Source organism: Hydrogenophaga crassostreae, assembly GCF_001761385.1.
Lineage (GTDB): Bacteria > Pseudomonadota > Gammaproteobacteria > Burkholderiales > Burkholderiaceae_C > Hydrogenophaga > Hydrogenophaga crassostreae.
In genome coordinates this window covers 2,744,816-2,758,303 of record NZ_CP017476.1, presented here as the reverse complement: position 1 = coordinate 2,758,303, position 13,488 = coordinate 2,744,816, and the positions used below count along the sequence as shown (strand labels likewise).

The window sequence follows — 13,488 nt, the reverse complement described above, 5'->3', positions numbered from 1 at the left end:
AATACGTGCTGCTCCCGCTTCGGCATTCTGTGTGCTTTCTAGGAGAGAAAGCCATGGAACTCACGATCAACGGAAAGTCTCACCCCGTTCCTCCCTTATGGCAGGAAGAATCGCTGCTGTTCTTCATTCGCGAACAGCTCGGACTGACGGGCACCAAATTCGGCTGCGGCGCCGGGCTGTGCGGTGCTTGCACGGTGTTGCTCGATGGCCAGGCGCAACGCAGTTGCGTGCTCCCGGTTGCCCAAGCCTCAGGTCATGAGATTCGCACTATCGAAGGCCTGGCCGAACCGTCGGGCAAACTGCACCCGGTACAGCAGGCCTGGATCACGGAAGCGGTGCCGCAATGTGGCTATTGCCAGGCAGGGCAGATCATGAGCACTGTCGCGCTGTTGAGCGAACACCGGCAACCGACGCAAGAACAGATCGATGCGGCGCTGGCAGGCAACCTTTGCCGTTGCGGCACACAGAAGCGCATCCGCGCGGCAGTCACACGGGCTGCGGGGGTGCAGTCATGAAGCGCCGCAGCTTTCTCGCCACAGGCGGTGCCTTGACGGTGCTGTTCGCATCCGGTTGCTCTTTGCCCGTAATCCCGAAGCGGCCGGTCGCTACCATCGAAGACGCATCCGCCTGGATCCGGTACAGCAATGGTCACTACGATCTTTTTCTTCCGCGCGCGGAAATCGGCCAGAACATCTCAACAGCGCTGAAACAGATCGCCTGCGAAGAGCTCGACATCGACTGGGACGACTTGCAGCTCCGCCTGCCCACAACCAACCATATCCAGCGCGTGCGTGCCACGGTGGGAAGCGAATCAATCAAAGACTTCGCGCTGCCACTGGCCCAGGCGTGCGCCACATTGCGCGAGGAGCTGGCCGCCGGTAAGTTGGTGGGCGAGTTGGTTGCACGCGACATTCCAGCGAATGAGCTGCGCACTTTCGGGGGCGCTGCAAGCGCTGGTCTCACAAAAGAAAAGCGCTACGTCGGCAGCACCCCCAAGCTGGAACAAGCCGAGGCCATTGTGCGGGGTCTTCCGTTGTATGCGAGCGACATCCGTTTGTCCGACATGGCGTTCGGTCGCGTGCTGCGGGCCCCGGCATCGTCCGAACTCAGATCGAGCCCGCGCGCTTGGGACGCGGCTGCGGCAAGGCGTATCAAGGGCTTCATCGGGATTGTGGAGGACCCACTTTTTGAGCAGGGGCGCAGCCTGGGCTTAGGGGTTCTCGCGGCCACCCCGGGTGCGCTTGACCGCATCAGCGAAGCGTTGGCGGTTCGCTGGGACGTAGAAGGCAGCTTTGATCAGTCGACGGTCAACATCGCCATCGATATTGACAGGCGTCTGGCTGGCGGCGCCCTGTCGCACGAGGTCTACGGCGATTCACTGGATCCGGTTGCCGAGTGGGATGTGGATCTGCGCATCGATGTGCCGGTGGCGGCGCATCTGGCGATGGAACCGCGCGTCGCTGTCGCGCAGTTCACGGGTGCCAAGGCCTTGCAGCTGTGGGCTGGCACACAAGATGCGTTTTATGCGCGCGATGTGCTCTCCAAACGGCTGGCCTTGAGTCCCGAAGACGTTTCGGTTCAGGCGATGCGGGTGGGTGGTGCTTTTGGCGGCAAGACCATCTGCACAGTTGAGCTGGAAGCCGCCGTTTTGGCGCGCGCGGCCAAACAACCGGTGAAGGTTCAGTGGACCCGCGCGCAGGAAATGCACTGTGGCTTCCACCGCCCTGCGTCCAGCCACCGCATCCGCGTGAGCCTGCGCGATGGTGCCATTGATCAGTGGTGGCACGCCTTCGCCAGCGGTCACATCATTTTCACCAACGCCGGTTTTCCGCCATGGCTGCAGAATCTGGCGGATTTTGTCGGCGATATGGGGGTGGCGCGTGGTGCAGATCTACCTTACCAGGCGCGGCTGCGACGGGTGGAGTTCGATCAGGTTCGCCTGCCCATCCTGACCGGCCCCTGGCGTGGCCTGGGCGCCGGGCCGAATCATCTGGCGAAAGAATCTGCAATCGACGAGTGCGCGGTCCTTCTGAAACAAGACCCCCTGCAGTTCCGCTTGCGCCACTTAAAAGATCCCCGGCTGATTCGTGTGCTGCAGCAGACCGCTGAGGCCGCTGCCTGGAGCGAGGCACCCGCAGCAGCCAAGGCGCACAATGTGCGCAGCGGGCGGGGCATTGCCTGCGGTGCGTACAAGGAGTCGGGCTATGCTGCGGTGGTGGCCGAGGTTCAGGTCGACGCCACCGGCCGGGTTCACGTGACGAGCCTGATCTGCAGCCATGACTGTGGTCTGGTGATCAACCCGGATCAGGTCAAGGCCCAGTGTGAAGGCAACTTGATTTGGGGCATGGGAATGGTCTTGACCGACGAGCTGCCGATTGACGTTCGCATGGTTGGCGCCTCGAACTTTGATCGCGCGCTGATGCCGCGCATGACCGCGATACCGCGCTTGCAGACCCATCTCGTTGAGGACGATTCGCCGCCAGGCGGTGCGGGCGAAACGGTGATCGTCGCGGCAGCGGGCGCGATCGCCAATGCGATTCGCCATGCGACCGGGGTGAGGGTAGGCCGTTTTCCAGTGGTGGCAGAAAACCTCAAAATGCACAGCGCATGAGCGATTTTTCGGCTGGCGCAGTGCGGCGTCTGGTACCGCTTGGCTTGAAGCGCCAGGGCATCAGCATGCCGGTCGGTGCCGCACCACGGGCGGCACACATAGCGGTGTATGACAAGCGGCAAATGCTGGCCGCCATCGCGGCGGCCCACGGCGAACACGCGCTGGTGCGGCTGGGTGAAGGCATAGCAGATGCGCCGGACGAGCCGATGCTGACAGCCATGCGGTTTGCCAGCGATCCGTTGGAGCTGATCGCGCGCTGGCAACGACTCGAATGTTATGTGCACTCGAACCACCGGGTGCGAATCGAACAGCATGTTGACAGGCAGATGCAACTGCAACACCTGTCACTGAACGGCGACGCCGCTCCACTCAGACACGAAGACCTGCTGATTCTTGGCCTCTTGATTGGCTTGCTCGAATGGACGGGAACTCGGGGTTTGAAGGCGCGCCTGTCTGGCGAGCGCGGCTGGCGATATCAAAACCATCAATGGAAAAATTGTTCCTGGCCGCAGCAGCTGGGGTGTTGGGAGTTCGCATGGACTGGCAGTACCCCACTCGCGCCAGAGCCCGACGGTACCGACTCTGCCGAGGGAAACGCCGACCCCACCGACTGCCTGCAAGTTGCGCGCTATCGACTCTCGCAAGACCCGGCCCGGCCCTGGACCGTGGCCGTGCTGGCCAAGCAGATGAATATGGCCTCGCGCAGCCTGCAACGCGCTCTGGCCCGACAACAAAGCAGCTTCAGCGCCCTGCTCGCACAGACACGGGCCACCAGCGCAGCCCAGGCCCTCACCACCACTCAACAGTCGCCGGCCCAGATCGGCTACGCCTGTGGCTACGCAGATCAGGCGCATTTCGGGCGCGACTTCAAACGGCACACCGCGCTGACCCCGTTGCAGTACCGGGCCGAGTTCACAGTGGGTCTTGCGCCTTGATGTTGGGCCTGTCCATGGCTTGTTGATTTTCGACCGCTTCAGCGAGCTGCGCGATGACTCGCTGGCGGCACCTGTGTCGCCAAGTTGCAGCAGTCATGGTCATCGAGATAGCTGGGGGTTGCTGCAACGCCAGCGCGCCGCGCAGTCGCCTAAGTTTGCAGGGCTTTGCGCGAGGGCGAGAGTATCTGGGCGGTGAGGCCGCAGGCTGCGAGGTGTTCAGGCATCGGCAGTTCACGCGCCAGTGCCGCGCAAGCCTCGCCCATGGCCGCGCTGGTCTGGATGCCATAGCCGCCTTGCGCCGCGCACCAGAAGAAGCCAGGCGCTTGGGTGTCGAAACCGGCCACCAGATCGCCGTCGGCAACGAACGAACGCAGCCCAGCCCAAGTGTGGCTGGGGCGCACCACCAGCGTGGTCCAAGTTTCCAGCGCATGCATCGCCAGCGCAATGTCGATCTCTTCGGGCTGCACGTCTTGAGGGTGGGTGGGGTCTTCGTTCACCGGCGAAGCGAGCAGGGCGCCCGCATCGGGTTTGAAATACACACTCTCATTGACTTCGAGCACCAGCGGCCAGCGGCTGGTGTCCATGCCTGTTGGCGCCGGGAAGGTGAACGCGCTGCGCCGTTTCGGCACCAAGCCGATCGGTTCCACGCCGGCGAGCTGGGCCACCCCATCGCACCAGGCACCCGCCGCGTTGATCAGTACCGGTGCCTCAAACACGGCACCAGCAGCGGTGCTCGCACGCCACACCTCGCCAACGCGCTCAATGGCCACAGCCTCGGCATCGGTCAGCAGCGCGCCACCCGCGCGCTTGAAGCCGCGCAAGTAACCCTGGTGGATGGCGTCCACGTCCATGTCAAAACTCTCAGACTCCAGAATCGCCGCGCGCACCTGCTCAGGCCGCAACACCGGTACCATCGCGCAGGCTTCTTCGGCGCTGAGCCAGCGGCCGGTGGCTGTGGTTTGTTTCAAGACGGCCCAGGCGTGTTCAAGCGTGGCCAGGTCGGCCTCGCCGGCAAAGGTCAGCAGACCTCGCGGATGCAGCAACGGTGCCTCGGCGAAGCCCGCAGGCGGGTGTTGAAAAAACTGCTCGCTGGCCCGAGAGAGTGCCCTCACCTGTGGCGTTCCATAGGTGGCGATGAACTGCGCCGCCGAGCGCCCTGTGCTGTGGTAACCCGGCTGGCTCTCGCGCTCCAGCATCACGCAGCGACCATGTGGTGCGAGGAAATACCCGATAGAAGCGCCCGCGATGCCGGCGCCGAGGATGATGAAGTCGGTGGTGGTGTTCATGCTGTATTCGTGTTCGCCAATTGGATGCGCAGGGCGCTTTACACTGGAGTTGGCGTCGCCAGAAGTGCCGCAGTTCAGAAAAAGATCGCCCTGTGTGCTTGCGATCTGAGCGATGTGTGCCAGGCCTAACCTGTCCGAGAACCCCATGCCATTCAACGATCTGGAGCACAAGCGGGTGGAGAAAGCTGCAGAGGCTTTCATGTCTGCCCAACGTCCCCCGCCGCGCATCCGCCCGCAATTGGATTATGAGTACACGTTGAAGAACCAGACGATCGAGTTGCTGGAAGTTCGTCCCGCCTGGGACAATCCGACGGAGGTCGCCAAGTGCCCCTTTGCCAAGGCCACCTACGTCCGATCGTCGGATGAGTGGCGCGTGTGCGCAGCAATGGCAAATGGCACGCGTACGACCCCGCTTCTGCACCTTCCGTGCAGGCTTTCATTGACCTAGTGCGGGACGACAAGCACGGCTGCTTTTTCGGCTGACCGAGCCGGACCGCCAACGGTGCCGTTCGTCGAGCAGCCACTGCTGCTGGTGGGTAAGCAGCGAAGCTGCACATACTCGCCCGTGCTTGGGCGGTTTGCCGATCTTGATCAGTCGAGGCGGTTGTGCTGTGGTGAAAAGTTGGGACGCCTACTTGAATTTGTAGTGATCCCGGTTCAGCACTGCGGCTATCGCCGTGACCTCTTCCGGGAACATGCCCATGTTCATGTTGGTGTTGCACATTTCCACCATGCCACGCATCAGGCCTGCGGTGTTGAATTTCCCCTGTGGCTTGAAGATGGCACTGCCGTCGCCGCCCACTTTGCTGGTATGGCATTGAACGCATTGGTGTTCAGCGATCAACTGTTCACCCAATGCCAGATCCGCGCCTTTAAAGATGTCGGCGCCCTGGGCATGTGCGGGGGTGGCAACCCAGATGGCGCCACCAACCAGCAAGATGGAGGCGAGGGCCCATCGCGCTGCCCTTCGGATGGGTTGATGGAGGGTTTTGACAGTCTTTTGCATGGCTTCAATCTCCTGGGTGAACGGCGCTGAAGGTGCAGGGGTTCCCCGAGCCGGTGGTCTTACTGTACAGGGTCCATCCGGTGCTGCCAACTCTTTGCAGACCCGCAGGTTGCCCGGCTTTTCCGGAGTGAAGAACCTGTTTGGTGTCCTCGCCAGGGTGGGTCGGGTGCATCGATCTGCAATTCGGCGGAAAATGGGAACTTTGGTTTCGAGGTCACCATGGCTGTTCACACGATTTTGAAGATGGGCGATGCCCGATTGCTGCGCACGGCCCAGCCCGTTTCAAGCTTTGATACACCCGAGCTTCACCAGTTGGTGGCCGACATGGAGGAAACCATGGCCCTTGCCAACGGTGCAGGGCTGGCCGCGCCACAGATAGGCGTTGATCTGCAACTGGTGATTTTTGGTTCCGGGCAGGTGATTCCACGCTACCCGGAGGCAGCGCCTGTGCCCAGGACCGTGTTGCTCAACCCGGTGATCACGCCCGTGGGCGATGCCGAGGACGAGGACTGGGAGGGCTGCCTGTCGGTGCCGGGGTTGCGCGCGGTGGTGCCTCGCTGGCGACGCGTCCGTTACCAGGGCTTTGATCTGAAGGGGCGGGCGATTGACCGCGAGGTGGATGGGTTTCATGCGCGTGTGGTGCAGCACGAGTGCGACCACCTGATCGGGGTGCTCTATCCGATGCGGGTGCGCGATTTTTCGAAATTTGGTTTCACCGAGGTGCTTTTTCCTGCGCTGGTTGGGATGGACGATGACTGAGTCGCATGAGCCAGGCAGCCGCATTGCTCACTTTTTTTGGGCCTTGAAACAAATTGACATGTTCGAGCCCGCGTTTTTGATAAATTCCCTGGCAATGTTGCAGTGCGACATACCTCCATTTTGAAAGTTTGGCTTTGATGAAACGCAAGTTTGGCACGCTGTTGGCCGCCGCAGTGCTCAGCGGCTGCGCCGCGATACCACCAGTGGGTTCGGCGGGACCCGTCCCGGCACAGGCGCCTGCGCAATGGTTCGCCCCTGTGGTGCCCCATGCCGGAAACACCGGGGCCCTGACCGAGTGGTGGGGCCAGTTTGATGATCCTTTGCTGGTGAATTGGATCGCTCTCGCTCAGGCGCAGAGCCCAACCCTGGCTTCAGCTCGGGCACAGGTGTTTGCCGCGCGTGCGGCACTGGAAACCAATGAGGTGTTGGCTGGCCCGCAGGTGGCGGCAGTGGCGTCGGCCTCGCGTGGGCGCAGCTCATCCGCTGCCGATGTGGTGGGAACCGCCCTGGGTGTCGGTGCGCAGGCTTCCTGGGCGCTCGATCTGTGGGGTGGTAACCGTGCTGGCGTCGACCAGTCGAGAGCGCAACAGGCGGCGGCCAATGCCGGCTGGCACGAGGCGCGTGTTCTGGTGGCGTCGGAACTGGCGCAAACCTATTTTGCACAGCGGTTGTGCCAGGTGCAGCTGGGTGTGGTCGAGCGAGATCGCGATTCGCGTGCCGTGACGGCCGAGGCGGCGGGCCACACAGAGCGCGCTGGCTTGACGGCGCCCGCCGTGGCGGCTTTGGCGCGGGCGAGCCAGGCCGACAGCGCCGCGCGCGCGAGGCAACAGGCGGACCAATGCAACCGGCAGATCAAAGCGCTGGTCGCACTGACGGCGCTCTCCGAGCCGGCGTTGCGGACAGCGCTGTCCGAAGCGCCGGCCATGACCGCATCGGCTGCGCTTGAGGGCGCTCTGGCCGTGAAGGCTGTTCCGATGGATGCCATTCGCCAGCGCCCGGATGTGGCCCGCGCCCAGGCCAGCTGGGCGGCGGCCGCGCAAGGCGTGGGTGTTGCCCGTGCGGACATGTTGCCCAACCTGTCGTTTTCAGGCAGTTGGCTGCGCAACCGGTTTTCCACCGGCGGTGAGACCAGCAGTTTCAATACCTGGTCGATTGGCCCGTTCAGCATGACCATTCCAGTGGTCGGTCGTGGCGCGTTGCAAGCGCGAACCGACGCGGCAGTTGCGCTGTACGAGGCCAGCGGCCAGGCCTACGCGGCCGTGTTGCGCCAAGCGGTGGCTGAGGTTGAGCAGGCTTTGGTCACGCTCGATGGCCTGCGCCAACGTGAAGGAGACACATCCATCGCGTTGGCTGGTTATACCCAGTCGTTCAAGGCCACTGAAGCCCGCTACAGGGTGGGTTTTGCCAGTCTCAACGACTTGGAAGATGCCCGGCGCCTGCAACTCAATGCCGAGAGCGGGGCGATTGCCTTGCAACAAGAACGCATCAGCACCTGGATCAACCTGTATGTCGCCCTGGGTGGCGGCTTTGATCCCGAGAACAACCTTTCTGCCATCAAAGATCCGTCATGAATCCAAACACAATAACTCGCCCATGCAAGGGCAAAGCCTGGACCTGGTTTGCCATTGGCCTGACTGGATTCGCGCTGGCGGCTTGTCAACCCAAGGGTGAAGAAAAGCCCGAGGGTGCAGTGTCGACCGAGGCGGTCGCTGGCGATGGCTCGGTGAGCGGCGCGAAGCCGTCGATGACCGTGACAGTTGAAAAGCCCAACACGGGCTCTGTTGGCCTGTCGCTGGACGCCAACGGCAATGTGAGCGCCTGGCAAGAAGCCAGCGTGGGCGCGGAGGTCAGCGGCCTGCGCCTGGCCACGGTGAAGGCCAATGTGGGGGATCAGGTGCGCAAGGGTCAGGTGTTGGCCACATTTGTGACCGCCACCGCCGAAGCCGAAAGCCTGCAGGGCAAAGCCGCGGTGATGCAGGCCGAGGCCAACTACGAGAACGCCAAGGCCGATGCAGATCGAGCCCGTTCCATTCAAGACACCGGCGCTCTCTCGAAGTCGCAAATTGCGCAGTACCTGACCGCAGAGAAGGTCGGTAAGGCCCAGTGGGAAGCGGCCAAGGCCGGGTACAGCGCCAGTCAGGTGCGCCTGGGCAACACCTCGGTGAAAGCGCCAGATGACGGCGTGATTTCAGCGCGCAGCGCGACCGTGGGTGGGGTGGTCGGCGCAGGTCAAGAATTGTTTCGCATGGTTCGGCAGGGCCGCATGGAATGGCGAGGCGAGGTCACCCCGAGCGAGGTGGGGCGCGTGAAAGTGGGGCAATCGGTGAATGTCACGCTGGCCACAGGCACCGAGCTGATTGGTCAGGTGCGGGCGATTTCGCCCACCGCCGATCTGCAAACGCGCAACATCATTGTGTATGTGGACCTGCCACGCCACAGCGAGTTGACGGCAGGCACCTTTGCCAAAGGCCGGTTTGAACTGGGCGAAAGCCAGGCACTGACTGTGCCAGCCACAGCGCTCGTGGTGCGCGATGGCCACAACTACGTGTTCGTGATCGATGCCGACAGCAAGGCCAGCCAGCGAAAGGTACAAACCGGTCGCAGGGTCGGGGATCGGGTGGAACTGCTCGATGGCTTGACGGCTGAAGAGGGCGTGGCCGTCAAAGGCGCGGGCTTCTTGAACGAAGGTGACCTGGTGAAGGTGGTTGAATGATGAACACCCCTGTCGCGCTCTGCCCGACCCCCTTGAAGGGGGCAATCCCGGCGGCCTGGCTAGGCCAGATCCACGGGATTCTTGAACAAGCCACTTCGGTGGCACAGGGTCAGGAACACTGAAATGAACGTCTCCGCCTGGTCGATCAAAAACCCGATTCCCGCCGTGATGCTTTTCGTCATGCTGACGCTGGCAGGGTTGTACTCGTTCAATTCGATGAAGGTGCAAAACTTTCCCGATCTGGACGTGCCCAACATCACCGTGATTGCCAGTCTGCCGGGCGCTGCGCCCAACCAGCTGGAAAACGACGTGGCCCGCCCGATCGAAAACGGCATGGCCTCGCTGCAAGGCCTCAAGCACATCTATACCAAGGTGCAAGACGGCGTGGTCACCATCACCGCCGAATTCCGTATCGAAAAAAACACCCAGGAAGCGCTGGACGATGTGCGTTCTGCGGTTGCCAAAGTGCGTGGTGATCTGCCATCCGACATCCAGGAACCCATCATCAACAAGGTGGAGCTGGCCGGCGGCGCGGTACTGGCCTACACGGTCAGTTCCGACAAGATGGATGACGAGGCGATCTCGTGGTTTGTCGAGAATGACATCAGCAAGCTGCTGCTATCGGTGCGCGGCGTGGGTGCGGTCAACCGCGTGGGGGGGGTGAACCGCGAGGTGCAGATCCTGCTCGATCCGCTGAAGCTGCAATCGCTTGGGACGACCGCCTCTGACATATCGAGGCAACTGGCCCGCGTGCAAATCGAGAGTGCCGGTGGCCGTGCCGATATTGGCGGCAGCCAGCAGCCCTTGCGGACCTTGTCGGCGTTGAAGTCGGCCGAAGATCTGGCGCAGATGGAGCTGTCATTGTCTGATGGCCGCCGCGTGCGGCTGGACCAGATCGCTGAAGTGAAAGATACCGTGGCCGAGCCCACAGCCGCAGCCTTTCTCGATGGCAAGCCGGTGGTGGGTTTTGAAGTGGCCCGCAGCCGCGGCGCCAGCGAGGTCGAGGTGGGCCACGGTGTGCGTGAAAAACTGAAGGCCTTGCAGGCCGAGCGGACCGACTTGCAGATCACCGAATCGTTTGACTTTGTGACCCCGGTCGAAGAGGAGTTCGCGGGTTCCATGGCGCTGCTGTATGAGGGCGCGATCCTGGCCGTTTTGGTGGTGTGGCTGTTTTTGCGCGACTTCCGGGCCACCGTGGTATCTGCCGTGGCGTTGCCCCTCTCGGCCATACCCGCCTTCATCGGCATGTATTACCTGGGCTTTTCCATCAACGTGGTCACACTGCTGGCCATGTCGCTGGTGATCGGCATTCTGGTGGACGACGCGATTGTGGAGGTTGAAAACATCGTGCGCCACATGCGCATGGGCAAGTCGCCTTACAAGGCGGCGATGGAAGCGGCCGACGAAATCGGTCTGGCCGTGATTGCCACCACCTTCACGCTGATCGCGGTGTTTTTGCCCACCGCATTCATGGCCGGTATCCCCGGCAAGTTCTTCAAGCAGTTTGGCTGGACGGCTTCGCTGGCGGTGTTTGCCTCGTTGATCGTGGCGCGTGCGCTCACGCCCATGATGGCGGCCTACATCATGAAGCCGTTCGTGACCGCTGAAAATCGCCCCGGTTGGGCCCGGCGAAGCCCGTTTTTCGAGCGTGTCTGGGCCTGGACCAGCAGCCAGCACGAGCCGAAGTGGCTGGACACCTACGGCAAATGGGCGGCCTGGTGCATCAGGCACCGCTGGATCACCATGATTGCAGCTGGCGCCTTTTTTGTGGGCTCCGTCATGCTGATTCCCTTGTTGCCTCAGGGCTTCATTCCCGCCGACGACAACTCGCAGACCCAGGTCTATATCGAGTTGCCGCCTGGCACAACCCTGCAGCAAACCGTTGACACCGCTGAGCAGGCCCGTGTTCTGGTGTCTGCGATCGACAACGTGAAGTCCGTTTACACCACCATTGGCTCGGGTTCGGCGGGCAGCGATCCGTTTGCACCACAGGGTGCTGCGGAGTCGCGCAAGGCGGCCCTGACCATCCAGCTCACCAAGCGGGGCGAGCGCCCACGCAAACAGGTGATCGAGAACCAGCTGCGTGAGGCCATGTCCAACTTGCCAGGTGTGCGCAGCAAGGTGGGTTTGGGTGGATCCGGAGAGAAATACATCCTGACCTTGACGGGCAACGACACCAATGCGTTGGCTGTGGCCGCAAAGGCCATCGAGCGCGATCTGCGCACCATCGAAGGCGTGGGCAGCATCCAGTCGAGTGCGGCCCTTGTGCGCACCGAAATCAGCGTCACCCCCGACCTCAGCAAGGCGGCCGAGATGGGCGTGACCAGCGCAGCCATTGCGGACACCTTGCGCATCGCCACTGTGGGTGATTACGACAGCGCCTTGCCCAAGATGAACCTGCCGCAGCGGCAGATTCCCATCGTGGTCAAGCTGGCGGCTTCTGCCCGGGCCGATCTGGATGTGTTGTCGCGCCTGACGGTTCCCGGCGCCAAGGGCCCGGTGATGCTGGGTCAGGTGGCCACACTGACGTTTGGCGGGGGCCCCGCCGTGATCGACCGCTATGACCGTTCGCGCAACATCAACTTTGAGGTCGAGCTGGCAGGCATCGCTCTGGGCGACATGAAAACCGCTGTGGAGAAACTGCCCAGCATGAAGGGCTTGCCAGCGGGCGTGCAGGTGTTGGAGATTGGCGATGCCGAAGTGCAGGGCGAGCTGTTTGCCAGCTTTGGCTTGGCCATGCTGACCGGCGTGCTGTGCATTTACATCGTGCTGGTGTTGCTGTTCAAGGCCTTCCTGCATCCGTTCACGATTCTGGCAGCCTTGCCGCTGTCGCTGGGCGGTGCTTTCGTGGGCCTGCTGGTGGCCGACAAGAGTTTCTCCATGCCTTCGCTGATCGGCCTGATCATGCTCATGGGCGTGGCCACCAAGAACTCGATTCTGCTGGTGGAGTACGCCATTGAAGCGCGCCGCGAACACGGCATGGACCGCACCCACGCGATTCTGGACGCTTGCCACAAGCGCGCCCGCCCGATTGTGATGACCACCATCGCCATGGGTGCGGGCATGTTGCCCATTGCCATTGGCTGGGGCGCTGCTGACAGCAGCTTCCGCTCGCCGATGGCGGTGGCTGTCATCGGCGGTTTGATCACCTCCACCTTTTTGAGCCTGTTGGTGATTCCAGCGGTGTTCACCATCGTGGACGATATCTCGCTGTTTTTCGGGCGCATGTTTGGTATTGGCCCGGCAAAGCCTACCCATGCAACAGAAGCGGCAGTGCCTGCACAGGCCGCCGTGGTGACGGGGTGATACAGGGGTTGTAGTCGGGGGGCGCCTTGTTCAGCCTGCCTGGCAAGAAAACGCCAGGCAGGCTTGCAGCAGCTTCTTCAGATGGGGTTGCACCAGGGCGGCGCGTTCAGGCAGGAAGGCAAAGGGCATGGCTTCTTGCATGTAGCTGCTTTGGGTGAGCTCCAGTTGCACGGCATGCATGCCGTCTTCGGGCTCGCCATATTGGCGCGTGATGTGGCCGCCTTTGAAGCGTCCGTTCAACACGGCAGTTTGGTCCGGAATGGCTTTTGCAATGGCCATCAGCGCTTGGGCCAGATCGGGAGAGCAACTCGTTCCGTCGGCGGTGCCCAGATTGAAATTGGGCAAGCGGCCTTCAAAAAACCTCGGAACCACTGAACGGATGGAGTGCGCGTCCCACAGCACGGCATTCCCGTGCAGGTTGCGCAACCTGCGTAGCTCGCCTGAGAGTTGCTCGTGGTACGGCTTCCAATAGGCCGCCACGCGGCGTTGCACCTCGGTGGGATCAGGCGCGGATCCTTCCAGATACAGCGGCGTCTGGTCGAATGTGTCCACCGGGCACAGGCCCGTCACGTTCTGGCCCGGGTAGAGGCTCGCGCCATCTTGTGGGCGGTTGAGGTCCACCACGTAGCGTGAATGCGTGGCCATCAAAACCGATATATCCATCTCGCGGGCGAAGCTGTACAACTGGTCGAGATGCCAGTCGGTGTCATGCATTTCCAGTGCTTCGGATGTCATGCCTTCAGCAATGGCAGGCGGAATGTGGGTGCCCATGTGGGGAATGGAGAGCAACAGCGGCTGCGTGCCCGCATGGAAGACAAAGGGTGGGCAGGCGTTGTCTGACATGGGTTTTGGTTCCTGATTTCAATCTCGTG

Annotated in this window: 10 protein-coding genes and 1 pseudogene; 8 read left to right on the top strand and 3 right to left on the bottom strand. The window is 62.3% G+C overall.

Annotation, left to right across the window (positions count from 1 at the left end; genetic code table 11):
* Window positions 1-53: 53 nt before the first annotated feature.
* The 3 genes from LPB072_RS12640 to LPB072_RS12630 are packed head-to-tail and all read left to right on the top strand — an operon-like array spanning window position 54 to window position 3,546.
* Window positions 54-515, top strand: a complete 462-nt coding sequence (locus tag LPB072_RS12640) for a (2Fe-2S)-binding protein (protein ID WP_066090269.1) — start codon at window positions 54-56, stop codon at window positions 513-515.
* Window positions 512-2,611: a xanthine dehydrogenase family protein molybdopterin-binding subunit gene (locus LPB072_RS12635; protein WP_066090266.1), complete on the top strand. Its 2,100-nt coding sequence runs from the start codon at window positions 512-514 to the stop codon at window positions 2,609-2,611. Before LPB072_RS12640 ends, LPB072_RS12635 begins: the two co-directional genes overlap by 4 nt.
* On the top strand, window positions 2,608-3,546 hold the full coding sequence (locus tag LPB072_RS12630) for a helix-turn-helix transcriptional regulator (RefSeq protein WP_066090263.1): 939 nt from the start codon (window positions 2,608-2,610) through the stop codon (window positions 3,544-3,546). The genes LPB072_RS12635 and LPB072_RS12630 overlap by 4 nt, the downstream gene beginning before the upstream one ends.
* A gap of 149 nt (window positions 3,547-3,695) precedes the next feature.
* Here the strand turns inward: LPB072_RS12630 and LPB072_RS12625 are convergent, their stop codons facing one another.
* Window positions 3,696-4,832 carry an NAD(P)/FAD-dependent oxidoreductase gene (locus LPB072_RS12625; RefSeq protein WP_066090942.1) on the bottom strand — a complete coding sequence of 379 codons (1,137 nt, stop codon included), beginning with the start codon at window positions 4,830-4,832 and terminating at the stop codon, window positions 3,696-3,698.
* A 112-nt stretch (window positions 4,833-4,944) separates the two neighbouring features.
* Between LPB072_RS12625 and LPB072_RS24245 the strand changes: the two are divergent.
* A pseudogene (locus LPB072_RS24245) lies at window positions 4,945-5,315 on the top strand (DUF3024 domain-containing protein).
* Window positions 5,316-5,463: 148 nt separating this feature from the next.
* Here LPB072_RS24245 and LPB072_RS12615 read toward each other — a convergent pair.
* Window positions 5,464-5,838, bottom strand: a complete 375-nt coding sequence (locus LPB072_RS12615) for a hypothetical protein (protein ID WP_231943242.1) — start codon at window positions 5,836-5,838, stop codon at window positions 5,464-5,466.
* 219 nt (window positions 5,839-6,057) lie between these two features.
* On the opposite strand from LPB072_RS12615, the gene def reads away from it, so the two are divergent.
* The 4 genes from def (at window position 6,058) to LPB072_RS12595 (ending at window position 12,616) form a co-directional block, all read left to right on the top strand.
* A complete protein-coding gene (gene def, locus LPB072_RS12610) occupies window positions 6,058-6,597 on the top strand; it encodes a peptide deformylase (protein ID WP_066090260.1) in 540 nt (179 codons plus the stop codon).
* A 137-nt stretch (window positions 6,598-6,734) separates the two neighbouring features.
* Window positions 6,735-8,168, top strand: a complete 1,434-nt coding sequence (locus LPB072_RS12605) for an efflux transporter outer membrane subunit (protein ID WP_066090257.1) — start codon at window positions 6,735-6,737, stop codon at window positions 8,166-8,168.
* Entirely contained in the window at window positions 8,165-9,310 is a 1,146-nt protein-coding gene (locus tag LPB072_RS12600; protein ID WP_066090254.1) for an efflux RND transporter periplasmic adaptor subunit, read from the top strand. Before LPB072_RS12605 ends, LPB072_RS12600 begins: the two co-directional genes overlap by 4 nt.
* 123 nt (window positions 9,311-9,433) lie before the next feature.
* On the top strand, window positions 9,434-12,616 hold the full coding sequence (locus LPB072_RS12595; RefSeq protein WP_082876917.1) for an efflux RND transporter permease subunit: 3,183 nt from the start codon (window positions 9,434-9,436) through the stop codon (window positions 12,614-12,616).
* 30 nt (window positions 12,617-12,646) lie between these two features.
* On the opposite strand, the gene hutG is transcribed toward LPB072_RS12595, so the two are convergent.
* Window positions 12,647-13,459, bottom strand: coding sequence for an N-formylglutamate deformylase (hutG, locus tag LPB072_RS12590; protein WP_066090251.1), 813 nt, complete (start codon window positions 13,457-13,459; stop codon window positions 12,647-12,649).
* Window positions 13,460-13,488 lie beyond the last annotated feature (29 nt).